This is a genomic window from Mediterraneibacter sp. NSJ-151 (assembly GCF_022487435.1).
Classification (GTDB): Bacteria; Bacillota; Clostridia; order Lachnospirales; family Lachnospiraceae; genus Schaedlerella; species Schaedlerella hominis.
In genome coordinates, this window is the sequence record NZ_JAKVPP010000020.1 from 19,696 (window position 1) to 45,538 (window position 25,843).

Consider the following 25,843-nt stretch of genomic DNA (forward strand, 5'->3'; position numbering starts at 1 on the left):
TAGATAATGAATGCAATAGCAGCAGTAGATGCAAACTGGGCAATAGGAAATAAAAACAGACTTTTAACAAGTATTCCGGCGGATATGAAGTTTTTCAGAGAGAAGACAATGGGACATGTTGTTGTAATGGGAAGAAAAACTTTGGAAAGCTTCCCAAACGGGCTGCCTCTTAAGAACAGAGTTAATATCGTGTTGACAGAGAACCGTTCTTATAAGGTAAAAGATGCGATTATTGTGCATACAAAAGAAGAATTGTTGGAAGAATTAAAAAAATATGATTCAAATGAGCTGTATGTAATCGGAGGAGGAAGCATTTACGAGATGCTGATCCCATATTGTGATACAGCGTATATCACAAAGATCGATCATGTATATGCAGCAGATACGTATTTCCCAAATCTGGATCAGATGGATGATTGGGAGATGACGGAGGTCAGTGAGGAGCAGACTTGTTTTGATTTGGAATATGTATTCGCAAAATATGAACGTAAATAATCAAAAAAGAAATAAAAAGAAGAAAAGAAATTTTATATTCAGAGGTGTGAGTATACTCTGTACAATCGTATTTCTGGTCAGTGGATTATGTGGCTGCACAGCAGGTGGTAATAGAGAAGAAAATCTTCAAAAAGACCAGAAGAAACTTCGGGTTGTGACAACTATTTTCCCGCAGTACGATTTTGTACGGCAGATAGCGGGAGACAATGTGTCACTTACCATGCTTTTGAAACCAGGAGAGGAAACACATTCTTACGAACCAACACCACAGGATATCATTGCAATCCAGAATGCAGACTTGTTTATTTATGTCGGCGGAGAGAATGACGAGTGGGTGGAAGATATTTTGGAATCACCGGAGATGGAAGATGTGAAGAGACTTCGTCTGGTAGATTGTGTTGGAAATATTCTTGCAGAAGAGCATGTGGAAGGAATGAAAGAAGAGCGTGGGCATTCTCATGAAGATGAGGAAGAGGAGAGCCACGATGAAGAGGAACATTTTCTTCATTCTGCCGAAGAAACGGAAGAAGAGCATAATGAGCATGTACACACGATGGATGAGCATGTCTGGACATCACCGGGCAATGCGATTGACATTGTAGAGCATATCACAGAGGAATTATGTTCTTTGGATTCAGAGCATGGACAGACATACAAAGATAATGCAGAAGCGTATGAGACACAGTTAAAGGAGCTGGATACAGCGTTTCGCGATGTAGTGGAAAATGCGAAGAATCATACACTCTTGTTTGGAGACCGTTTCCCATTTCGATATTTTGCGGCAGAGTATGGACTGGATTATTATGCAGCATTTTCGGGTTGTGCATCAGATACAGAACCAAGTGCGGCAACGATGGCATTTCTGATTAATAAGGTGAAAGAAGAACATATCCCGGTCGTGCTGAAGATGGAGCTTAGTAATGATAATATTGCAAATGCGATTGCGGAGGCGTGTGATGTTCCGGTGAGAGTATTTTACAGCAGTCATAATATTAGTGCTAAGCAGTTTGAAGCGGGAGTAACTTATTTGGATTTAATGAAAGAAAATGTAGAAACGTTAAAGGAGGCTTTGAGATAATGGCTTTGATTCAATGTGAAAATATATCAATTGCATACGAAGGTCAGACAGTCATTGAGGATTTATCATTTCAGATGGATCAAGGGGATTATCTTTGTATTGTCGGGGAGAATGGTTCCGGAAAGAGTACTTTAGTCAAGAGTCTTTTGGGGTTAAAGAGTCCGTCGAAGGGGAAAATTATTTTCGGAGATGGATTGCTTCAAAGAGAGATTGGGTACCTTCCACAGCAAAATGATGTGCAGAAGGATTTTCCGGCAAGTGTGTATGAAGTAGTATTGTCAGGACGGTTAAATGGACGTGGTTTTCATCCATTTTACAAAGCAGAGGATAAGAGGCGGGCAAAAGAAAATATGCAGCTTTTAGGAATCGATGACCTTGCAAGAAGTTGTTTTCGAGATTTGTCCGGCGGACAGAAGCAGAGAGTTCTGCTCGCAAGAGCTTTGTGTGCGACAAAGAAGCTTCTTCTTCTGGATGAGCCGGTGACAGGGCTTGATCCAATCGTGACAGCAGAGTTTTATCAACTGATCAAAGAGATAAATCAGAAGTCAGGGATTGCTGTTGTGATGGTCTCTCATGATATTGAAAGTGCACTTCGAGATGCAACACACATTTTACATTTGCAGGAAAATGCAAGGTTTTTCGGGACGACAGAGGATTATAAGAAGAGTGCTGTCGGCAGACAATATATTAAAAGTGGACAGATTGATGTTCAGGAAGCGGTAGTAGAGGAACGTCTGAAACAGATGGAAGGGGGAGATAAGTCATGAATACAATGATTGAGATGCTCTCCTATCCATTTATGGTGAGGGCGTTTACAGTAGGAATTCTGGTCTCTTTATGTTCCGCACTTTTGGGTGTGAGCCTGGTATTAAAGAGGTATTCGATGATAGGTGATGGCTTGTCGCATGTGGGATTTGGCGCACTTGCAGTTGCAGCAGCGTTAAATGTAGCACCGCTGGCGGTCGCAATTCCGGTCGTGATCATTGCGGCGATACTTCTTCTTAGGGTGAACAGTAGCAGTGTGCTCAAAGGTGATTCGGCGATTGCACTGATTTCTACCAGTGCACTTGCAATCGGTGTTATGGTAATATCCATGACAACAGGAATGAATACAGATGTTTACAATTACATGTTTGGAAGTATTCTGGCAATGAGTGCAGAGGATGTCCGCATGAGTGTGATTTTATCGGTAGTCGTATTATTGTTGTATATATTTTTCTATAATAAAATATTTGCGATTACATTTGATGAAATATTTGCAAAAGCAACAGGTGTGAAAGCTGATTTATATAATACATTGATCGCAGTCCTGACAGCTGTGACAATCGTGCTCGGAATGAGAATGATGGGAACATTGCTGATTTCCAGTTTAATTATATTTCCGGCACTTACATCTATGCGAGTCTGCAAGACATTTCGAGGAGTGATTGTAAATTCAGCGATTATTTCTGTTGTGTGCTTCTGCATTGGTATTTCGGTGTCATACTTTTTTGCAACTCCGGCAGGAGCCAGTGTGGTTGTTGTAAATCTGGCATTTCTCGGTATTTATACAATAATCGGATTTATCAGACAGCGAAAATAACGTTTGCAAATAGGACGTTTTTATAAAGGGAGGTTTTTCTATGAAACAGATTTCAGGTAATAAGTTATTAGTAAAAGCATTGAAAGAAGAAGGGGTAGACACATTATTTGGTTATCCGGGGGCTTGTACGATCGATATTAGTGATGAGCTTTATAAACAGGATGATATACGTGTGATTCTGCCTCGACATGAGCAGGCTTTGGTTCATGCTGCCGATGCATATGCCCGTACGACAGGTAAAGTCGGAGTCTGTCTTGTAACAAGCGGACCGGGAGCGACGAACCTTGTAACAGGTCTTGCAACAGCAAACTATGACAGTGTGCCATTGGTATGTTTTACTGGTCAGGTTTCAAGACATTTAATCGGAAACGATGCTTTTCAGGAAGTAGACATCGTAGGTATTACAAGAAGTATTACGAAGTACGGTGTTACTGTTCATAAACGTGAGGACCTGGGTCGTATTATCAAAGAAGCCTTTTATATAGCAAGAACAGGGAAACCGGGTCCGGTACTGATTGACCTTCCAAAAGATGTTATGGCAGAGCTTGGAAGTGCAGAGTACCCGAAATCTGTAAATATCCGTGGATACAAACCAACTACGGCTGTTCATATCGGACAGTTGAAACGAGCTTTGAAAATGCTTGGAAAAGCAGAACGTCCGTTATTTCTTGCAGGTGGCGGAGTGATTATTGCAGATGCAAAAGAGGCATTTAAAGAAGTTGTAGAGAAGACAAACGTACCGGTTGTTACAACTATTATGGGACGTGGTGCGATTCCGACGAACCATCCATTGTTTATTGGAAACCTTGGTATGCACGGTGCGTATGCGGCCAATATGGCAGTCAGCGAGTGTGATCTGTTATTTTCTATCGGAACGAGATTTAACGATCGTATTACAGGAAAATTACATGAGTTTGCCCCACATGCACAAATTGTCCACATAGATATTGATACAGCGGCCATTTCGCGAAATATCCATGTTGACGTGCCGATTGTTGCAGATGCGAAGGATGCCATTACAAAAATGAATGAATATGTTGTTCCATGCAAGACGAAGAAATGGCTGGATGAAATCGATGAGTGGCAGCATGTACACCCGTTGACGATGAAAAAGCATGCAGAAATGGGACCGATGGATATTATCGGGGAGATTAACAGACAGTTTGATGAGGCAATCATTGTAACGGATGTAGGTCAGCATCAGATGTTTGCGGCACAGTTTACAGAGATTACAGAGAAGAAGCAAATTATTATGTCAGGCGGACTTGGAACGATGGGATATGGATTCCCGGGAGCAATCGGAGCAAAACTGGGCAATCCGGATAAGCCGGTCATTATGATCTCAGGAGATGGCGGTATGCAGATGAACATTCAGGAATTTGCAACTGCAGTATTGGAAGAACTTCCTGTTATCTTATGTGTATTTAACAATACATATCTTGGAATGGTACGTCAGTGGCAGAAATTATTCTATGGAAAACGTTATGGAATGACAGATTTGCGCGCGGGTGCTTTGACAAGAAGAACAAATGGAGAAGAAAAGCCGGAGTATACACCGGACTTCATTAAGCTGGCAGAGAGTTATGGAGCAAAGGGTATACGTGTTACAAAAACAGATGAGATTGCAGCAGCATTTGAAGAGGCTAAGAAAAATACAAAAGTTCCGACATTGATTGAATTTATCATTGATCCGGAAGAAATGGTATTCCCAATGATTAAGCCGGGCGGAACATTGGAAGAAATGATCATAGAGTGTTAGGAGGACTGAAAAAATGGAGAATAGTATAAAGAAAAGATGGATTTCATTGTATGTAGAAAATCAGGTGGGTGTTCTTTCGAAAATTTCAGGACTCTTTTCTGGAAAAGCATATAACCTGGATAGTCTGACAGTAGGAACAACAGAAGATCCTACAGTATCACGAATGACGATCGCAACAGTCAGTGATGATGAAACATTTGAACAGATAAAAAAACAATTGAATCGAATGGTAGAAGTGATTAAAGTAATCGACTTTACAGATTTATTTGTCCGCATGAAAGAAATTTTATATGTAAAGGTTAAGAAATGCAGCAGAGAAGATAAGGCAGAGCTGTTTCGAATTGCAGAGACATATAAAGCAAAACCGATGGATATCGGAAGAGACAGTCTTCTGATTGAATTCGTTCAGACTGCAACAAAGAATGATGCGGTTATCAAACTGATGAAGGAAGAGTTCCAGAATATTGAGGTTGTACGTGGCGGAAGTGTTGGAATTGAGTCGATTAGCATGATGGAAAGATAAAAAAATATAAAAAAACAGAGTGCACTCTTGAATTTTCTTTTTAATCGTATTATAATCGACTAAAGATAGAAAGCTTGATATTGGAATGGAGGAATCACAGATGGATAAGAGAAATATTGATTGGGAGAACCTTGGATTTGGATATGTTCAGACAGAAAAGCGTTATGTTTCAAACTTCAAAGATGGAAAATGGGATGATGGAGTCCTGACAGAAGACGCGAACATCGTTCTGAATGAATGTGCAGGAGTACTTCAGTATGCACAGACAGTATTTGAAGGTATGAAAGCATATACAACAGAAGATGGACGAATTGTTGTATTCCGCCCTGATTTGAATGCAAAACGTATGGTTGATTCTGCGAAGAGACTCGAGATGCCTCCGTTCCCAGAAGAGAGATTTGTAGATGCGATTGAAAAGGTTGTTAAGGCAAATGCTGAATATGTACCGCCATACGGTTCAGGAGCAACTCTGTATTTAAGACCTTATATGTTTGGAAGTAATCCGGTTATCGGAGTAAAACCTGCCAATGAGTACCAGTTCCGTATTTTTGCCACACCGGTAGGACCATACTTCAAAGGTGGAGCAAAACCTGTAACAATCTGTATTTCAGATTTTGACCGTGCTGCACCGCATGGAACAGGACATATCAAGGCTGGATTGAACTATGCTATGAGCCTGCATGCAATTGTAACAGCTCATGCAAATGGATTTGATGAGAACATGTATCTTGATTCTGCTACAAGAACAAAAGTAGAAGAGACAGGTGGAGCAAACTTCATTTTTGTAACAAAAGATAATAAAGTTGTAACTCCTCATTCAAATACAATTCTTCCATCTATTACAAGACGTTCTCTGATGTATATTGCAGAGCATTATCTTGGACTTGAAGTAGAAGAAAGAGATGTATATGTAGAAGAACTGAAAGATTTTGCAGAGTGTGGTCTGTGTGGAACAGCAGCCGTTATCTCACCGGTAGGTAAAGTTGTTGATCACGGAAAAGAGATCTGTTTCCCAAGCGGAATGGAGAAGATGGGACCAATCACTCAGAAATTGTATGATACATTGACAGGTATCCAGATGGGACGTATCGAAGCTCCGGAAGGATGGCTGAAAGTAATCGAATAATTTGGATAATATTTCAGATATAATTTGAAAAAAATAGCCTGTAAAGTATTTGTAAAGTGGATAAAAGAGGGTGCATTCACAAAAAATGTGAATTGCATCTTCTTTTTTTGACAAGGATGTTTACAAGCATTTTACAGAATGATATGATAAAATGAAATGGAATTTTAGAATGGAAGTAAAGCAGTAATGAAAAGGTGTATATATACCCTTGCTTTTTTCTGTATGCTTTGTTTTGGATGGATGTTGAATCCCTTGACGGTGCATGCGGAGATTGCATCAGACCGGGCGTTTGATGGAGCAGTGTGGGAGAAGATTATAGAGGATGATACAGAGGCGGCAGAGGGCGTCGTACAATCTATGTGTGTGACAGATTATTACATCATTATGATGGAGAATGTTGCAGAGGATGGAACGACACCGGATATTATAAAAGCATATTACCGGTATGACCATGACGAGAATGGACAGCCTGTTGAACGGTATTCCCTTGCAAAACGTGTGCAGGATATGTGTTATGAACATTGTAACGGAATGGCATTTAACCCAAATACGCGGGAAATCGTGGTTGCGTTGTACACAAGCTATAATGCGGAAAACCGAGGCTGTGTTTTTTTGCTGGATGCGGATACATTGGAATTCAAAGGCCGGATGAAGATTTCAGATGATTATAATATACTCGGAATCGGTTATGATCAAACGGATGATTGTTATTATATTCAGACAAATGCAGATGGTGGATATACATTTAAAAAGCTGGACAGTCAGTTTCAGATTATAGATGATTACGGAACGATGGAAGGCTATTCTAAGGGAACAAATTTTCAGGATCTTTGTGTAAGCGGAGATTATATCATTAATTTACCCTTGACCTTAAATATGGGAATCGGTGATTATATTAACATGTATTCTATCTCCAGAAGAGTGATGGTGTCGGATACACAGATGAATTTCAATTTTGAAGGAGTAAGTGCAGATGAACCGGAAAGTATCTGTGAATTAGAACCTGGATTATTTGCGGTAACAGTGACGCAGTCATATGCAGACGGAAGAAGAACTGTGGCGGTCTATAAGACGATGGTTCCTTATAATTTTCCAGCAGCAGATATACAAAAGAGTACAGAGCCGATAAGTGAAGATGTGAGTACACCGGAAATAGTGGCAAGTGAAAAACAAGAAGATCAGCATGTTATCTCAACACCTGTAAAGCAAAAGATATCAAGCCTTGTGAAGTTAAAGAGCAAGATCAAGCTGCCATCAGTAAAACAGGTTTTGAAGGTTGTATTATTGCTTGTAGTTGCAATTGTTATATTCCTTGCATTTTATATGCGGCTTATTGCCATCAGACGAGAACGTCAGCGCAAGCTGGAAAAGGCAAGAAGAGAGCGAAAAGCAATCAGAGAGAAATACGAGGACAAAGAAAGAAGAATATATTGATAAACGAGGTAGAAGATGGAAGCATATACAAGTTTTGCAGTAGTGTATGATACGTTCATGGATAATGTGCCTTATGAAGAATGGGGAGAATATTTACATGGATTGTTATTGGAATATGGGGTGGAAGACGGGCTGGTTTTGGACCTTGGATGCGGAACCGGAACAATGACTGAAATTTTAGCTTCAAAGGGCTATGATATGACCGGAGTAGATTTTTCGGAAGAAATGTTAGATATTGCAATGCAGAAACGCACGAAGAGTGGACATGATATATTATATCTGATGCAGGATATGCGGGAATTTGAATTATATGGAACAGTCAGAGCCATTGTAAGCGTTTGTGATTCTATGAATTATCTTACAGAAGATGGTGATTTGGAGCAGGTGTTCAGACTTGCCAATAATTATCTGGATCCGGGCGGATTATTTATTTTTGATATGAATACAGAATATAAATATCGCGAAATGCTGGGGGATCAGACAATCGCAGAAGAACGTGAGAATTGTAGTTTTATTTGGGACAACTATTATTACGAGGAAGAAAAGATCAATGAATATCAGTTATCTTTGTTTGTGGAAGACCCGGTTTTAAGTGAAAAGACGGGACAGGATATTTGCAGAAAATTTCAAGAGATGCACTATCAGAGAGCATACAGTCTCGCAGAAGTAAAGGCAGCATTGGAAGTGGCAGGGATGGAGTTTATTGCGGCTTACGATGCATTTACAAGGAATCCGGTGCATCAGGAAAGTGAGCGTATGTATATCATTGCGAGAGAACAGGGAAAGTAAGAGAGGAGAATAGATATGTCAGATTATATAGTAAGAGCAACAGCGGCAAATACACAGATTCGTGCATTTGCTGCATCAACAACAGAATTGGTAGAGGAGGCACGCAAGCGTCATCAGACAAGTCCGGTTGCGACAGCAGCGCTGGGACGTCTGCTTACAGCCGGTGTCATGATGGGAAGTATGATGAAGAATGACAGTGATGTATTGACATTACAGATTCAGTGTGGCGGTGAGATCGGAGGAATGACGGTGACTGCAGACAGTCACGGAGATGTAAAAGGATATGTGAATAATCCGGATGTTATGCTGCCGCCAAAGAATGGCAAGCTGGATGTTGGAGGCGCATTGGGACCTGGATTTTTGAATGTAATCAAAGATATGGGACTAAAAGAGCCATATTCAGGACAGACTATGCTTCAGACAGGTGAGATTGCAGAAGATCTGACATATTATTTTGCAACATCAGAGCAGGTACCATCATCTGTCGGTTTGGGTGTTTTGATGGAGAAAGACAATACAGTGCGCTGCGCCGGTGGATTTATTGTACAGGTAATGCCATTTGTAGAGGATGAGGTTCTTGATAAATTAGAGGCCAATATCCAGAAGATTCAATCTGTAACAGCGATGCTTGATAATGGACATACTCCGGAAGAGATGCTAAATCAGGTTTTGGAAGGGCTGGATGTAGAGATTACAGATACGCTTCCTGCTAAATTTAGCTGTAATTGCTCAAAGGATAGAATTGAAAAAGCAATTATCAGCATTGGTAAAAAGGAAATACAGGCTATGATCGATGATGATAAACCGATTGAAGTGAAGTGTCATTTCTGTAATACAGCGTATAAATTTGAAGTGGAAGAGTTAAAAAAGCTGCTTAAGAAGGCAACGAGATAACACGATTAATATCATGACAATGAAAGTTCTAAGTGAAAAGAACCGGATAAGAAACAGGAGTGATGAAAGATGAAACAGGGATTTGTAAAGGTTGCAGCCGTAACACCAAATCTTCAGGTTGCAGATGTAGAGTACAATACAGGAAAAATTTGTGAGGCAATTGATGTAGCTTACGAGAACAGAGCGAAAGTGGTTGTTTTTCCGGAGCTGTGTATTACAGGGTATACGTGTAGTGATCTGTTTTTGCAGGATATATTGTTGGAAGAGTCAAAAAAGGCATTATTAAAAATAGCAAAATATACAAGAGACAAGGATATGCTGATTTTTGTCGGAATGCCGCTTATGCAGGATGGAAAGCTCTACAATGTGGCAGCAGCCTTAAATAAGGGAGATATTTTAGGATTTACTACAAAAACATTTCTTCCAAATTATGGTGAATTTTATGAAATGCGTCAATTTACACCGGGACCAAAAGAAGCCAGATGGATTTTATTTGAGGGAAATAAAGTTCCGTTTGGTCCGCAGATTTTGTTTGAATGTACAACGATGCCAAATCTTGTAGTTTCAGCTGAAATATGTGAAGATGTATGGGCTCCTATGCCGCCTAGTATTCAGGCTGCATTAGGAGGAGCAACACTTATAGTGAACTGTTCAGCCAGTGATGAGACGATTGGTAAGAGCAGTTATAGAAGAGAGCTGATCAAAGGACAGTCAGCACGTCTGCTTGCCGGATATATTTATGCCAATGCGGGAGAGGGCGAGTCAACAACAGATCTTGTGTTTGGCGGACATAATATTATTGCCGAGAATGGTTCTATATTGAGAGAATCAAGAAGATTTGTGAATAGAGCAATTTATTCGGAGATTGATATCAATCGTCTGGTCGGTGAGAGACGTAAGAATACAACATTTCAGGTAAATGATGTACCAGGGCTGATACGTGTTCCTTTTTATCTTGAGATGGAAAAGACCTATCTTACAAGAAAGTTTTCGAAACATCCATTTGTGCCATATAACGAGCGTGAGAAGGCAAGAAGATGTGAGGAAATTTTAAATATCCAGGCAATGGGATTGAAAAAACGTCTTGCACATACACATGCGAAGACAGCGGTAGTTGGAATATCAGGCGGCTTGGATTCTACGCTTGCATTGATTGTAACGGCAAGAGCATTTGATATGCTAAAGAAAGATAAAAAGCAGATTATAGCGGTTACAATGCCTTGTTTTGGAACAACAGACCGCACCTATCAGAATGCCTGCAAGATGTCGAAACAACTTGGAGCAACGCTTATAGAAGTGCCAATCGCAGAGGCAGTGAATATTCATTTCCGTGATATCGGGCACGATCCGAAGGATCACAGTGTAACATATGAAAATGGACAGGCGAGAGAGCGTACACAGGTCTTGATGGATATTGCAAATAAAGATGGCGGTATGGTTATCGGTACAGGTGATTTGTCAGAGCTGGCGCTTGGATGGGCAACATACAATGGTGATCATATGTCTATGTATGGGGTAAATGCTTCAATTCCAAAGACACTGGTAAGACATCTTGTACAGTATGCGGCGGATACGACAGTAGATAAAGAGTTAAAGCAAGTACTTTATGATGTGCTGGATACACCGGTAAGTCCGGAATTATTGCCTCCGAAAGACGGGAATATCGCACAGAAGACAGAAGACTTGGTCGGACCATATGAGTTACATGATTTTTATTTGTATTATTTACTTCGTTTTGGGTTTGAACCAAGCAAGATTTTCCGTCTTGCAAAATATACATTTGAAGATACATATGATGATGTTACAATTTTGAAATGGCTGGAGACATTCTGTAAAAGATTTTTTGCACAGCAGTTTAAACGTTCATGCCTTCCGGATGGACCAAAAGTAGGTAGTGTAGCATTATCTCCGAGAGGAGACTGGAGAATGCCGAGTGATGCCTGCGTAGCAGTGTGGTTGAAGGATTTAGAGAATATTTCGTTGTCAGATATTTAAAAGAATAAGTTGCTAGCTGTGAAGAAAAATCTTCGCAGACAGATAATAAAGAAAAGAGGCAGGATATCCGTTGAACGGACAACCTGCCTCTTTTCTCTTTAGGTGTTGAAATAAGTATAGCTAAAAAATTAAAGTGAAATACGTGTACCAGTTACTCCATTGATACCATCTTTTGCTTTTTCAAGTAATGTGATCAGTGCCTGACGACCAGGTTTTGATTCTGCAAAGTCAACCGCAGCCTGAACTTTTGGAAGCATAGAACCAGGAGCGAAGTGACCTTCTTCCATGTACTGTTTTGCTTCCTCAACTGTCATATGATCAATCCATTTTTCATCTGGTTTTCCATAGTTTACAGCAACTTTTTCTACAGCTGTAAGGATGATGAGGAAGTCAGCGTCCAGATTTTTAGCCATCAGACAGCTTGCGAAGTCTTTATCGATAACTGCGCTGGCACCTTTTAAGTGATTTCCCTGCAATGTAACAGGAATACCGCCACCACCACAAGCGATAACAAGTTCACCTGCATTAACCATGTTACGGATTGTTCCAATTTCAACGATTTCCTGTGGCTTTGGAGAAGCAACAACACGGCGATATCCACGTCCTGCATCCTCTTTCATGATATAGTTATATTTCTCAGCCATCTCATCAGCCTGTTCTTTTGTTAAGAAACGTCCGATTGGTTTTGATGGATTTTCGAAAGCCGGATCATTTTCATCTACACGAACCTGTGTGATCATTGTAGCAACCGGAATATCTGTGATTCCACGATTTAACAATTCTTCACGTAATGCATTCTGCAAGTCATAACCGATGTAAGCCTGGCTCATCGCAACACAAACAGAAAGTGGTGTGTTAGGCTGTTTTTCATCTTCATGAGTTAAAGCGAGCATAGCATTATTAATCATACCAACCTGTGGTCCGTTGCCATGTGCAACAACAACTTCACAGCCTTCTTCAATCAGATCAACGATTGCACGAGCTGTAATTTTAACTGCTGCCATCTGCTCTGGAAGTGTATTGCCAAGAGCATTTCCCCCGAGAGCAATGACAATTCTCTTCTTTTTAGACATTTTATATTCCTCCAAATGAAATTTTTGTTTTTAAAACCAGAAGCGAAACAGGTTCGCTTCTGGTTCGTTATAAGACTATGTTTAATTTGTGCTCAAAATCTTATTCGAAAATTCTAGGGCATCCTCTTTCTTCCAGTTTTTTCAAGATCTCTGTTGGATTCTCGAATTTAGCAAGGAAGATCATAGCTGCGATGATATATGGTTTGAAGCTAGCTTCTTTGTAAAGTGGATCTCTGTAACGATCGAATACAGAAGCATCTACTTCACCTTCTTCACAGCTTACGCCTGAGATATCAGCTGGCAGACAGTGCATGTAAAGAGCTTTTCCGTCTTTTGTTGTAGCCATAAGCTCTTCTGTACAAGCCCAATCTTTGTGCTCTGCGTTCTGAGCAAGAAGTTCTTTCTCAAGTTCTTTGATACCTTCTGTATCACCATTTCCGTACAGTTCTGTACGTTTTTCCATAGCTGCGAATGGAGCCCAGCTCTTTGGATATACGATATCAGCATCTTTGAAAGCTTCTGCCATGTTGTTTGTTTTTGTGAATGATCCGCCTGATTTTTTAGCGTTTTCTTCAGCAACTTTTTCTACATCTTCAAATACTTCGTATCCTTCTGGATGAGCAAGAACAACATCCATTCCGAAACGTGTCATAAGTCCGATGATTCCCTGTGGAACTGAAAGTGGTTTACCATAAGATGGAGAGTAAGCCCATGTCATAGCAAGTTTTTTACCTTTCAAATTCTCAACTCCGCCGAACTCGTGGATGATGTGAAGCATATCAGCCATTGCCTGTGTTGGGTGGTCGATATCGCACTGAAGGTTAACAAGTGTAGGTTTCTGCTCTAAGATACCGTCTTTGTTTCCCTGTGTTACAGCGTCAACAACTTCGTGCATATATTTGTTACCTTTTCCGATGTACATATCATCACGGATACCGATTACATCAGCCATGAAAGAAATCATGTTAGCTGTTTCACGAACTGTTTCACCGTGAGCAACCTGAGATTTTCCTTCGTCAAGATCCTGAACTTCAAGACCTAACAGGTTACAAGCAGAAGCGAAAGAGAAACGTGTACGTGTAGAGTTATCACGGAATAAAGAGATTCCAAGTCCACTTTCAAATACTTTTGTAGAGATGTTGTTTTCTCTCATGTAACGAAGAGCGTCAGCTACTGTAAATACAGCTTCGATTTCGTCGTCTGTTTTCTCCCATGTTAAGAAGAAATCACCATTGTACATCTCTTTGAAGTTTAATGCGTTTAATTTGTCAATATATCCCTGTAATTTTGCGTCCATTATAAAATCCTCCTAATAATTGTTTTTTAATACTTGTTTTAATGGATGGCGTCCGGCAGACCAGACGCCTGAATTGGTTTTGAGTATATAATGCTAAGCTCAATGAGGTAACACATTCGAACATCGACTCGGAAGGACCTCGTCTGATGCCGAAGTGTACACAATCGCTAAGCTCAATGCAATTTCGCTAAGCGATTAGTGCATTATTTCACATATGATTTTGGAAGAGCAGCGTAAACTGCAGCACATGTAACAAGATCCTGTTTCCATGTCTTCTCGTTTGGTGCGTGAGCCTGAGCCTCTGCTCCAGGTCCGAATCCGATACAAGGGATTCCGTTACGTCCCATGATAGATACACCGTTTGTAGAAAATGTCCATTTATCTGTTAATGGACGAGCCTGTCTCATCTCAAGTGTCTCTTCAGCACCGATACGTGCATCTCCGTAAAGTCCTGTATAAGCTTCTTCAAGAGCTTTTGTTACAGCATGGTCTTTTGGAATAGCCCATGTTGGGAAGTAGCACTCGATTTCATATACACATCCTGTGTAAGAAGGACGGTCATAGTTGTACATAGAAACTGTTACGTCATCACCGTATTTCTGTACGCTAGGTAAAGCACGGATCTCATCTAAGCAGCTTTCCCATGTCTCTCCGAATGTCATACGACGGTCAAGAGATACTGAGCAAGAGTCAGCTACTGCACAACGGCTTGGAGATGTGTAGAAAATCTGAGATGTTGTAACTGTACCACGTCCAAGGAAACGAGCTTCTTCGTAATCTTTGTTGTATTTAGGATCAAGCATTTTAACAAGACCTTTGATTTCTGTTCCGTCTTCAGCGTCGTTCTCGTTCAAAGCACGGATATCCTGGAGAATGTCAGCCATTTTGTAAATAGCATTGTCTCCACGCTCTGGAGCAGAACCATGGCAAGAAACACCTTTAACGTCAACGCGGATTTCCATACGTCCACGCTGTCCACGATAGATACCACCATCTGTAGGCTCTGTAGAAACTACAAATTCAGGACGAACTTTGTCTTCGTTGATGATGTACTGCCAGCAAAGACCATCACAGTCTTCTTCCTGAACTGTACCAACAACCATTACTTTGTATCCTTCTGGAATAAGATCCTGTTCTTTCATGATCTTAGCACCATAAACAGCTGATACGATACCGCCACACTGATCAGATACTCCACGTCCACCGATCTCTGTCTCTGTCTCATATCCTTCATATGGATCGAATGTCCAGTTGTCGATGTTACCGATACCTACTGTATCAATATGAGCATCAAATGCGATGATCTTGTCGCCTGTTCCCATATATCCGATTACATTTCCCTGAGGATCGATCTGAACTTCATCAAATCCTACTTTTTTCATCTCAGCAGCGATAGTGTCGATATGAGCTTTCTCATCACAGCTTTCTCCTGGGTTTTTTACGATTGCACGTAAGAATGCAGTCATTTCTTTCTCATATCCCTGTGCAGCCTCTTTGATTTTGTTTAAATCCATTGTTAAAAATCCTCCTTTTTAAAATATAAATTAATGTTTTCCTATTATATAAGTCTTATTAGACTTATTTTTCATTTCCATCCCAAACGATTGATTCATAACGTTCAGGGTCTGTGTTACCTTCTGTAGAGAAGAGTAATACTTTTGAGTTTTCATCTAATCCAAGATGTTCTCTTAATTCTTTGTACTCATCCATCATCATGATGCAAGCAAGTGTTCCGAATGGAGCAGCTCCTGATTCACCAGATGTGACCGGTTTGTCTCCTTTGATAGGAGCAGCAAGCATACGCATACCTTTAGCAGCAACCCAGTCAGGAGTAGCAATGAATGTATCTACATGGTTTTTCAAAATATCCCATGAAATTGTGTTTGGCTCACCACAAGCAAGACCAGCCATGATAGTAACCATATCGCCGTCTACAATCTGGATACTTCCGTCACCGACAGAAGCACCTTTGTAAAGACATGCAGCAGCTTCAGCTTCTACAACAACAACTTTCGGTGGGTTCTCTGGATATCTGTTAGCAAAGTAACCCTGAACAGCACCGGCAAGTGATCCAACACCAGCCTGGATAAATACATGTGTAGGACGCTCGCATCCATAATCCTGAAGCTGATCATAAGCCTCCATAGCCATTGTTCCATATCCCTGCATGATCCAAGCTGGAATTTCTTCGTATCCGTCCCAAGCTGTATCCTGAACCATGATTCCGTTCTCTGTCTTCATAGCCATGTCATTTGCCATACGAACACATTCATCGTAGTTGTATTCTTCGATAGTAGCTGTAGCACCCTCAGCAAGAATGTTGTTCAGTCGTGTCTGTGTTGTTCCCTTTGGCATTAAGACAACTGCTTTCTGTCCAAGCTTGTTTGCAGCCCATGCAACTCCACGTCCATGGTTACCATCTGTAGCTGTAAAGAATGTAGCTTGTCCGAACTCTTCTTTAAGAGCATCAGAAGTAAGTACATTATAAGGAAGTTCTGAAACATCTTTGCCTGTCTGCTGTGCAATGTAACGAGCCATTGCAAATGAACCTCCGAGTACTTTGAAAGCGTTCAGTCCAAAACGATAAGATTCATCTTTGATGTACACTTCGCCAAGACCGAGCATGTCAGCCATCTTATCTAATTTAGTAAGTGGTGTTACTGTGTACTGTGGAAAACTTTCATGGAAAGCACGAGCTTTTTTGACTTCGTCCAGACTCATGATTTTCAGGTTTTCATCGTTTGTCTTTGGCATCTTATTGACTGCCCATTTGATTGATTCCATTTGGAATAACCTCCTTTTATATTTTTAATTTTATTTTTAGGTTCCTATTGTTATTTGTTAGCCGCATCCATATAATTATAGAGGGTAAACTTTGAAATGCCTAATAGGGAAGCAACTTTGTCTCCGGATTTTGTGATAAGAAAAGCACCCGCATTATTTAAAAATTGTACAACCTTAACTTTGTCGTCTTTGTTCATTGCTGCGACAGGTTTGCCGACAAGCGCAAGAGCCTGCTCAATTAAAGAATCAAGTAGTTCATTCACATTGTGGGTGATTTTCTGCGGCTGTGCGAGTCCGCCATCAGAAGTTCCGTCCCCTCCTTCCAACTCCAATTCAGATTCTGTTGTGATTAGAGAGTGAAGAGCATTTTCTACTGTTAATAAAGAAGTAATATCGTAGTTTAAAGCAAAGATATATTCGATATTGTTATCGTCACCACGAACATACATTGTACTGGACTTTAAAATCTGTCCGCTTTCTGTCTTAGTTAGATAAGAAAGTCTGTCGTGAATCTTAGATGGATCCCTTTTTAGTGTCTCAAGAACAATGCGTGAAGGTCCGTCGCCAACCTGGCGGCCTGAGATAGAACCATTCTCTACATATACAATAGAATGTTCAATCTCACGTTTGGTTAAGTCGTGGATGACAATTTCACAATTACTACCGAAGTGAACCGCAAGTCCATGACTAATCTGTTTTAATAAGTCAAGCCTTTTGCCCATGAATCTGTAACCCCTTTCTTTAGCACGAAAATGTCTTATCGTTTATTTGCTTCTGAATCCATCATAGCATAAAAAAAATGAAAATCAATACTTTTCTAAAAATTTTTTAGATATCTTAATTTTTTTAAGAATTTTGTTGCATTTAAGGGGGTGTTATGGTATCATATTACAAAGAAAGTGGTTCAGAAATGTAATTTGTTGTGCGAAAATTACAAAAAAATCAGACAAATTAAATAGTTGAAAAAACTGAAAAAAAGAAAAGGAGAGATGCATATGTTGATTATTGGTAATGGTAGAGTAGTCACAAGAGATTCCGCTAATCCTTATATTGAAAGTGGAGCCGTAGCAATTGAGGGGACACAGATTAAGAAGGTAGGAGATCTTGAGACTCTTAAGAAAGAATTCCCGGATGCAGAGTTTATTGATGCGAAAGGAAAGATTATCATGCCGGCATTTGTTAATGCACATGAACATATTTATAGTGCATTTGCAAGAGGTATGTCAGTCAACGGATATGATCCGAAGGGATTTTTAGATATTTTAGATGGTATGTGGTGGACAATCGACAGAAACCTTACATTAAATGATACTTATTTAAGTGCGATGGCTACTTATATTGATTGTATTAAGAATGGTGTTACTACAATTTTTGATCATCATGCAAGTTTTGGCTCTATCGAAGGTTCTTTATTTGAAATCGAGAAAGCAGCAAAAGAAACAGGAGTCCGTTCATGTCTTTGCTATGAGATTTCTGACAGAGATGGTATGGATAAGGCAAGAGCATCTGTTAAAGAGAATGCTGATTTTATCCGCCACGCATTAAAAGATGATACAGGCATGATCGCAGGTATGATGGGTATGCATGCACAGTTTACAATCTCTGATGAGACAATGGAGCTGGCTGCTGCTAACAAACCGGATGGAGTTGGATATCACATTCACGTTGCAGAAGGTATTGAAGATTTACATCATTGTCTGAAGCATTATGGTAAACGTATTGTAGATCGTCTTATGGATCATGGCATCCTGGGAGAGAAAACTCTTCTTGGACATTGTATTTATGTAAATGAGCATGAGATGGACCTGATCAAAGATACAAATACAATGGTAGTTCACAATCCGGAATCTAACATGGGTAATGCATGTGGATGCCCTCCGACAATGCATATCGTACACAAAGGTATTCTGACAGGTCTTGGAACAGATGGATACACACATGATATGACAGAATCTTATAAGGTAGCGAATGTGTTACATAAACATCATTTATGTGATGCAAATGCAGCCTGGTCAGAAGTACCACAGATGCTTTTTGAAGGAAACGTACAGATTGCAGAGCGTTACTTCCCACAGAAGCTGGGCGTGTTAAAAGAAGGTGCAGCAGCAGATGTGATCGTTGTAGACTATATTCCACCAACACCATTACATGCAGGTAATGTAAACAGTCATGTTCTGTTTGGTATGACAGGAAGAGATGTTGTTACAACGGTAGCGAATGGTAAAGTATTAATGAAAGATCGTGAATTGTTGAATATCGATGCAGAAAAAGTACTTGCTGATTGCAGACAGGCAGCCGGAGCGCTTGCTGATAGAATTAACTCAAGATAATACTGGGAATATAGGAGGAAATACAATGGGCAAAAGTAAAGATAAAACTGGAAGCGATGAACTTTTTAGATGGGACGGCAATCCGACACCTGGACAGATTGCGCCACTGGCGATTCAGCATGTATTGGCAGCGGTAGTAGGATGTGTAACACCTGCGATTCTGGTTGCGAATGCTGCTAACAATGCTGGAGGAAGCGTAGACACTGGATTATTGATTCAGATGTCTCTGGTATTTGCAGCATTGTCAACGCTGTTACAGTTGTATGGAAATAAGATCCATATCGGATCAGGTCTCCCGGTTATTATCGGAGTCAGCTTTGCTTATGTGCCAACAATGACAGCAATTGCTTCTCAGGCAAAGGGAGTCGATACGATCCTGGGAGCGATGGTAATTGGCGGTATAGTAGCAATTTTAGTAGGATTATTTATTAAACAGATTCGAAAAGTATTCCCGCCACTTGTTATCGGAACAGTTATTTTCGCAATCGGACTTTCTTTATATAAGACAGCAATCAACTATATGGCTGGTAACTCAGCAAACACATATGAGTTGATAGTAGAACAGCAGGGTAAAACTGCTGCATTAGTATATGGTTCTTGGCAGAACTGGCTGATTTCAATCATTACACTTGCAATTGTAATAGGATTGAATCACTATGGAAAAGGCTTATTTAAACTTGCTTCTATTTTGATTGGTTTACTTTGTGGATACGTTCTTGCTCTTTGCTTTGGAATGGTTGATTTCTCAGCATTGCATTCAGCAGGATGGTTTCAGCTTCCAAAACCAATGGCATTTGGTATGAGTTTTGATGTTTCAGCAATTATACCACTTGCATTGTTATTCCTGGTTAATTCTATTCAGGCAATGGGAGATTTCTCAGCAACAACAACTGGTGGTATGGACAGATTACCTACAGACAAAGAGTTAAACGGCGGTATCATCGGATATGGTATCAGTAATATCGTAAGTTCATTCTTTGGATGTCCTCCGACAGCAACATTCAGTCAGAATGTAGGTATTGTAGGTTCTACAAAAGTAGTAGCAAGAAAAGTATTTGCAACTTCAGCAGGGATTTTGCTCGTTGCAGGTTTGATTCCTAAGTTTTCTGCATTACTTCGTACAATTCCACAGTGTGTACTTGGTGGAGCAGTAGCTTCTGTATTTGCATCCATCGCGATGACAGGTATTAAGCTTCTCGTAAGTGAAGGTATGTCAGCGAGAAATACAACAGTTGCAGGTATCGCAATTGCAGTAGGAATGGGTGTATCACAGAGTAGCGGATGCTTAAACCAGATGACACAGAGCATTTACAATGGTCTTGGCATGACAATGGGTCTGGAGAATTTCCAGTCAATTATTAACAATACATTTGCATCATCACCGGTAGTATTGGCAACAATCTTCGCTGTAATTTTGAATCTTGTACTTCCAAAAGATGAAGCAAAGAAAAATTAAGTAAAGTATACTCAGGGAGGTTTTGATATGAGCGAATTAATGACACCTATGTCGTTCGAACATCTTTTAAACTGGATTTTAAAAGAACATAAACAGTATGGAACAGTTTTTGGGGAACATGATCCATATGTTGCAGATAGCAAAAACAATCGTGAGATTTTCGGCCGTGCGCTGGAAACTCCAATCGGACCGGCAGCTGGTCCTCATACACAGCTGACACAGAATATCGTTGCGGCATACTATACAGGAAGCCGTTTCTTTGAGCTGAAAACAGTTCAGAAAATGGATGGAGCAGAGCTTGCAGCATGCGTAAACAAACCATGTATCGTCGCTGATGATGAGTGCTATAACTGTGAGTGGTCTACAGAGTTATATGTACCACAGGCAATGGAAGAATATATCAAAGCATGGTTCTTATTGAAAGTATTGGCAAAAGAATACAAGCTTGGCGATCCAGATGGATTCCAGTTCAACATCAGTGTTGGATACGATCTGGAAGGAATTAAGAGTGAGAAGATTGATACATTCTTAAATACAATGCAGAATGCAGCAGATTGTGAAGTATTTAAAAACTGCAAACAGTATCTGTTAGATCATGTTGATCTCTTTGAGAATGTAACAAAAGAAGATATCGAAGCTATTCAGCCGGAAATCTGTAATTCAGCTACAATTTCTACATTGCACGGATGCCCTCCGCAGGAGATTGAAAGAATTGCAATGCACTTGATCACAGAAAAAGGATACAACACATTTATTAAATGTAATCCAACACTTCTCGGATATGAGTATGCAAGAAAAACAATGGATGATATGGGATATGACTATGTTGCATTCGGTGATTTCCATTTCAAAGATGACCTTCAGTATGAAGATGCAGTTCCAATGCTTCAGAGACTGATGGCTGTATGTAAAGAACGTAATCTGGAATTTGGTGTAAAAATTACAAACACATTCCCGGTCGATGTAAAACAGAACGAACTTCCAAGCGAAGAGATGTATATGTCAGGTAAATCACTGTATGCATTGTCTATGTCTGTAGCAGAGAAACTTGCGAAAGACTTTGACGGACAGCTTCGTATTTCTTACTCCGGTGGTGCTGATTACTTCAATATTAAAGGAATCGTTGATTCTGGAATCTGGCCTGTAACAATGGCAACAACAATGTTGAAACCAGGTGGATACCAGAGAGTAAAACAGATGGCAGAAATTCTTGAAAAAGAAAATGACGTATTTACAGGAATTGATGCAGAGGCAGTATCTGCATTAGTAGAAGCAGCTAAGAAAGATCCACATCATGTAAAAGCTATAAAACCACTTCCATCAAGAAAGATGAAAGAAAGTGTTCCTCTGTTGGATTGTTTCGAAGCACCATGTAAAGCAGGATGTCCTATTCACCAGGATATCACAACTTATCTTGAGCTTGTAAGCGAAGGAAAATATGAAGAGGCAATGGAAGTTATCACAGAGAAAAACCCACTTCCATTTATTACAGGTACAATTTGTGCACACAATTGTATGAGCAAATGTACACGTAACTTCTACGAAGATCCTGTACACATCCGTAACATGAAACTGCTTGCAGCTGAGAACGGATATGAAGCATGGCTGAAGAAACAGGGCGTACCTGCAGTGACAAAAGAAGGCAAGGCAGCTGTTGTTGGTGGTGGACCGGCTGGTATGGCAGCAGCATACTTCTTAAGAAGAGCTGGAATGGATGTTACAATCTTTGAGCAGAACGATGCTCTCGGTGGAGTTGTAAGACATGTGATTCCTGAATTTAGAATTGCTTCAAGTGCAATCGATAAAGATGCAGAGATTTTAAATACACTTGGAGTTCACGTTGAACTTAATACACGTGTTAAGAGTGTAGATGAATTGAGAGCTGAAGGATTTGATAAAGTAATCCTTGCAGTAGGAGCATCAAAACCTGGAACATTGAGATTAGAAGAAGGAGATGCTACAAATGCATTAGAGTTCCTGGCTGATTTCAAGGCAAACAATGGTGAGTTAAACATTGGTAAGAATGTTGTAGTTATCGGTGGTGGTAACACAGCTATGGATACAGCAAGAGCAGCAAAACGCACAACAGGTGTTGAGAATGTATATCTTGTATACAGAAGAACAAAGAGATTTATGCCTGCTGATGCAGAAGAGCTGGAGATGGCTATCGAAGATGGTGTAGAATTCAAAGAGCTTCTTTCACCAGTTAAAGTAGTTGATGGAAAACTGACATGTAAAGTGATGAAACTTGGTGACATCGATGAGTCAGGAAGACGCAGTGTTGTTGAGACAGATGAGATTTGCGAGATTGCAGCAGATACAGTGATCGCAGCTGTCGGAGAAAAAGTTCCAACAAAATTCTATGAAGCAAATAGAATCAATGTAAGTGAAAGAGGAAAAGCACTTGTAAACGATGATACATTAGAGTCTAATGTAGAGGGGGTTTATGTAGTTGGTGATGGTCTCGGCGGACCGGCAACTGTTGTTGAAGGAATTCGCGATGGTAAGAAAGCAGCAGAGGCGATTATCGGAACAACTCTTTCAAGAGACTTTGATGAGAAACTTGAAAGTGAAACAATCTTTGCAAGACAGGGAATCTTAGAATCAGAGAAAAAAGGACAGGCTGAGTCAACACGTTGTCTTGGATGTTCAACAATTTGTGAGAACTGTGTTCAGGTATGTCCAAACCGTGCAAATGTAGCAGTACATGTACCGGGAATGGAAAAAGCACAGATTATCCATGTGGATTCTATGTGTAATGAATGTGGTAACTGTAAGAGCTTCTGCCCATACAGCAGTGCACCATACAAAGATAAATTCACATACTTTGAGAAACCAGAAGATATGTCTGACAGTACAAATCAGGGATTTGCAATTCTTGACAGAGAGAAAGTAAGCTGCAAGGTAAGATTCCTTGGAGACGAGTTCATCTGGACAAAAGGAGAAGCTACAAAACTTCCTGAAGGACTGCAGAAATTAATTGAGGCTGTAATTGCAGATGGTATTTTATGATTTTACAATATAACTTAGGTAATTTACAAAAAGTAAATAACTACCGAGAGGCATTCCAACTTGTTGGGATGCCTTCTCAGGTTGTTTCATTTGTCGGGGGCGGAGGAAAAACAACCACAATCCGCCGTTTAGCAAAAACATATTGGGAAGAGGGAATTCCGGTAGTCGTGACAACGACAACGCATATGAGATATGAAGATGTTCCATATATGCTGCTGGAGGAATCAATAGAAAAATTAATTGAATTATTAGATGTTTATGGAAAATGTGTTGTGGGAAATGCAACAGACAGGAAGACAGCAGATGGAACATCAAAATTTTGTTCAACTTCAGAATCATTTTTTGAAGAGATATGTCAGGAAATGGAGCGAAGAGGTGGTATTGTTCTTATAGAAGCAGACGGAGCGAAGGAGTTGCCATGTAAGGTTCCGGAAGAATGGGAACCGGTAATTCCGAAACAAACAACACAGGTTGTGGCTGTATATGGACTTGATGCGATTGGAAAAACATTTGCAGAAACTTGTTTTCGGGCAGAATTAGCGGCAGAGTTACTGCATAAAAAAATAGAAGATAAAGTGACGACAGATGATATTGTTTGTCTTGCTGTATCTGAATTGGGATCGAGAAAGTCTGTAGGAAACAAGAAATTACATTTATTATTAAACAAGGCAGATTCAGATGAGCGTATTGCGTATGCATTGCAAATTTGTAAAAAAATAGATACAATGTCAGAAAAGCCCGAAAATATTCTTATTACGGGATATGATTTATATGAAAGCAGGTAAAGGAGATTGTCATGAAGATTTGGATTAGAGGTGCCGGGGATTTGGCAACAGGAATCGCATCCAGATTATATAGAAGTGGACATCAACTCTTGATGACAGAGCTTCCGGTGCCTTTGACCGTGCGAAGAACAGTAGCGTTGTCAAGAGCAGTATATGAACAGCATGCAGAAGTGGAAGATATGTCTGCGTTGCTTGTGCATTCAATAAAAGAAGCACTGGAAGTACAAGCTATAGGAAAAATCCCTGTTATTATCGAAGAACCGGAAGTGATTTTAAAAGAATATCAGCCGGATGTTGTTGTGGATGCAATTCTTGCTAAAAGAAATCTGGGTACAGAAATTTCCTGGGCACCGTTTGTTGTAGGTGTAGGACCTGGATTTACAGCAGGAGTAGATTGTCACTGTGTTGTTGAGACGAAGCGAGGTCATACATTGGGGGATGTAATCTGGAAAGGAGAGCCGATTCCAAATACCGGAGTACCTGGAAATGTTGGAGGATTTACGCTTGAACGTTTGATCAAAGCTACGGCAGATGGAGTGATTGAACCAAAGGTACAGATTGGGGATATTGTGGAAAAAGGACAGCTTGTAGCAATAACAGGAGGGGAACCGGTCTATGCAAAGATGTCTGGAATTGTGCGCGGAATGCTTCAGCCAGGAGTGACTGTGCAGAAAAACCTAAAAGCCGGTGATATTGACGCAAGATGTGAAAGAAAAAACTGCTATCTTATTTCTGATAAGGCAAGAGCTATCGGCGGAGGCGTATTGGAGGCAGTTACTCAGTTTGAACGTATTTATGGGCAATATGCAGTTGTTGTGCTTGCAGCCGGAAGTGGAAGCCGATTTGGTGGAAATAAATTGCAGGAATTAAAGTCTGATAAACCGATGTACCAATATATGTTAGATAAGATGAAAGGACTGAAAGGTTTTCCAACATATATTGTAACCGGAGCAGATGATATTGCAGAGGCAGCCAAAAAGTATGGAATGAATATTGTAGAGAATAAGAAACCGGAAGAAGGAATTTCCCGTTCGGTAAAACTTGGACTGGAGGCATGCTTAGCAGAACATCCTGAGATAAGAGGAATTTTGTTCAGTGTTTGTGATCAGCCGGAACTTACATTTTCTACAATGTTTACATTGATCCGTAAGGCTATGCTTCGCCCACAGCAGATTATTTGCACAGGAAAAGACAAAGAAATGGGCAATCCGGTACTTTGGGATAAAAAATATTTTCCTGAGTTGATGGAACTTACAGGTGATGTTGGCGGAAAGAAAGTTATGCAGAATCATTTACAGGATATTATTATAGTAGAAATAGATGAAGCAGAATTAAAGGATATTGATTATCGTAGAGATTTGGAATAATCTGTACAATCAGAATTGTGCATGATATAATGGACGAGAAATGGCAACAGTTTATGTATTAGAC

At 40.2% G+C, this 25,843-nt stretch carries 21 protein-coding genes; 16 read left to right on the forward strand and 5 right to left on the reverse strand.

Annotated features, from left to right (window positions below; all coding sequences use genetic code 11):
• Window positions 1-6: 6 nt before the first annotated feature.
• The 11 genes from LQE94_RS15195 (at window position 7) to LQE94_RS15245 (ending at window position 11,675) form a co-directional block, all read left to right on the forward strand.
• Window positions 7-495: a dihydrofolate reductase gene (locus tag LQE94_RS15195; RefSeq protein WP_240578083.1), complete on the forward strand. Its 489-nt coding sequence runs from the start codon at window positions 7-9 to the stop codon at window positions 493-495.
• Window positions 482-1,573: a metal ABC transporter substrate-binding protein gene (locus tag LQE94_RS15200; protein ID WP_442920074.1), complete on the forward strand. Its 1,092-nt coding sequence runs from the start codon at window positions 482-484 to the stop codon at window positions 1,571-1,573. Before LQE94_RS15195 ends, LQE94_RS15200 begins: the two co-directional genes overlap by 14 nt.
• Window positions 1,573-2,340: a metal ABC transporter ATP-binding protein gene (locus LQE94_RS15205; protein WP_118724853.1), complete on the forward strand. Its 768-nt coding sequence runs from the start codon at window positions 1,573-1,575 to the stop codon at window positions 2,338-2,340. Before LQE94_RS15200 ends, LQE94_RS15205 begins: the two co-directional genes overlap by 1 nt.
• Window positions 2,337-3,155: a metal ABC transporter permease gene (locus tag LQE94_RS15210; RefSeq protein ID WP_117991614.1), complete on the forward strand. Its 819-nt coding sequence runs from the start codon at window positions 2,337-2,339 to the stop codon at window positions 3,153-3,155. The genes LQE94_RS15205 and LQE94_RS15210 overlap by 4 nt, the downstream gene beginning before the upstream one ends.
• Window positions 3,156-3,195: 40 nt before the next feature.
• On the forward strand, window positions 3,196-4,914 hold the full coding sequence (ilvB, locus tag LQE94_RS15215) for a biosynthetic-type acetolactate synthase large subunit (protein ID WP_022074447.1): 1,719 nt from the start codon (window positions 3,196-3,198) through the stop codon (window positions 4,912-4,914).
• A 13-nt stretch (window positions 4,915-4,927) separates the two neighbouring features.
• Entirely contained in the window at window positions 4,928-5,437 is a 510-nt protein-coding gene (gene ilvN, locus LQE94_RS15220) for an acetolactate synthase small subunit (protein ID WP_022074448.1), read from the forward strand.
• Window positions 5,438-5,522: 85 nt separating this feature from the next.
• Window positions 5,523-6,563 carry a branched-chain amino acid aminotransferase gene (locus tag LQE94_RS15225; protein WP_276312759.1) on the forward strand — a complete coding sequence of 347 codons (1,041 nt, stop codon included), beginning with the start codon at window positions 5,523-5,525 and terminating at the stop codon, window positions 6,561-6,563.
• A 186-nt stretch (window positions 6,564-6,749) separates the two neighbouring features.
• A complete protein-coding gene (locus tag LQE94_RS15230) occupies window positions 6,750-7,997 on the forward strand; it encodes a hypothetical protein (RefSeq protein WP_240578086.1) in 1,248 nt (415 codons plus the stop codon).
• A gap of 15 nt (window positions 7,998-8,012) precedes the next feature.
• Window positions 8,013-8,786, forward strand: a complete 774-nt coding sequence (locus LQE94_RS15235) for a class I SAM-dependent DNA methyltransferase (RefSeq protein ID WP_118724851.1) — start codon at window positions 8,013-8,015, stop codon at window positions 8,784-8,786.
• 15 nt (window positions 8,787-8,801) lie between these two features.
• Window positions 8,802-9,680, forward strand: a complete 879-nt coding sequence (hslO, locus tag LQE94_RS15240; RefSeq protein ID WP_240578087.1) for an Hsp33 family molecular chaperone HslO — start codon at window positions 8,802-8,804, stop codon at window positions 9,678-9,680.
• Between the two features lie 69 nt (window positions 9,681-9,749).
• Entirely contained in the window at window positions 9,750-11,675 is a 1,926-nt protein-coding gene (locus tag LQE94_RS15245) for an NAD(+) synthase (protein ID WP_240578088.1), read from the forward strand.
• Window positions 11,676-11,803: 128 nt separating this feature from the next.
• Here the strand turns inward: LQE94_RS15245 and arcC are convergent, their stop codons facing one another.
• From arcC to LQE94_RS15270, 5 genes are all read right to left on the reverse strand, one after another.
• Window positions 11,804-12,748 carry a carbamate kinase gene (gene arcC, locus LQE94_RS15250; RefSeq protein WP_022074454.1) on the reverse strand — a complete coding sequence of 315 codons (945 nt, stop codon included), beginning with the start codon at window positions 12,746-12,748 and terminating at the stop codon, window positions 11,804-11,806.
• 100 nt (window positions 12,749-12,848) lie between these two features.
• Complete coding sequence (ygeW, locus tag LQE94_RS15255; protein WP_118737766.1) at window positions 12,849-14,045, reverse strand: knotted carbamoyltransferase YgeW; 1,197 nt, start codon at window positions 14,043-14,045, stop codon at window positions 12,849-12,851.
• Between the two features lie 203 nt (window positions 14,046-14,248).
• Window positions 14,249-15,559 (reverse strand): YgeY family selenium metabolism-linked hydrolase, encoded by a 1,311-nt coding sequence (locus LQE94_RS15260; RefSeq protein WP_117991639.1) that lies wholly within the window; start codon window positions 15,557-15,559, stop codon window positions 14,249-14,251.
• Window positions 15,560-15,623: 64 nt separating this feature from the next.
• Window positions 15,624-16,829, reverse strand: a complete 1,206-nt coding sequence (gene dpaL, locus LQE94_RS15265; RefSeq protein WP_022074753.1) for a diaminopropionate ammonia-lyase — start codon at window positions 16,827-16,829, stop codon at window positions 15,624-15,626.
• A gap of 50 nt (window positions 16,830-16,879) precedes the next feature.
• Entirely contained in the window at window positions 16,880-17,551 is a 672-nt protein-coding gene (locus LQE94_RS15270; protein ID WP_022074752.1) for a helix-turn-helix transcriptional regulator, read from the reverse strand.
• Between the two features lie 273 nt (window positions 17,552-17,824).
• On the opposite strand from LQE94_RS15270, the gene ssnA reads away from it, so the two are divergent.
• From ssnA to yqeB, 5 genes are read left to right on the forward strand one after another with little or no spacing between them, the layout of a single operon-like run.
• Entirely contained in the window at window positions 17,825-19,159 is a 1,335-nt protein-coding gene (gene ssnA, locus LQE94_RS15275) for a putative aminohydrolase SsnA (protein ID WP_240578089.1), read from the forward strand.
• 25 nt (window positions 19,160-19,184) lie between these two features.
• Window positions 19,185-20,615 carry a uracil-xanthine permease family protein gene (locus tag LQE94_RS15280; protein ID WP_118737764.1) on the forward strand — a complete coding sequence of 477 codons (1,431 nt, stop codon included), beginning with the start codon at window positions 19,185-19,187 and terminating at the stop codon, window positions 20,613-20,615.
• A gap of 27 nt (window positions 20,616-20,642) precedes the next feature.
• On the forward strand, window positions 20,643-23,627 hold the full coding sequence (ygfK, locus tag LQE94_RS15285) for a putative selenate reductase subunit YgfK (RefSeq protein WP_240578090.1): 2,985 nt from the start codon (window positions 20,643-20,645) through the stop codon (window positions 23,625-23,627).
• The gene (gene yqeC / locus LQE94_RS15290) at window positions 23,624-24,412 is read left to right on the forward strand and encodes a selenium cofactor biosynthesis protein YqeC (RefSeq protein WP_240578091.1); all 789 of its coding nucleotides are present in this window, start codon (window positions 23,624-23,626) and stop codon (window positions 24,410-24,412) included. The genes ygfK and yqeC overlap by 4 nt, the downstream gene beginning before the upstream one ends.
• A gap of 11 nt (window positions 24,413-24,423) precedes the next feature.
• Window positions 24,424-25,779, forward strand: a complete 1,356-nt coding sequence (gene yqeB, locus LQE94_RS15295) for a selenium-dependent molybdenum cofactor biosynthesis protein YqeB (RefSeq protein ID WP_240578092.1) — start codon at window positions 24,424-24,426, stop codon at window positions 25,777-25,779.
• The last annotated feature ends 64 nt before the right edge of the window (window positions 25,780-25,843 follow it).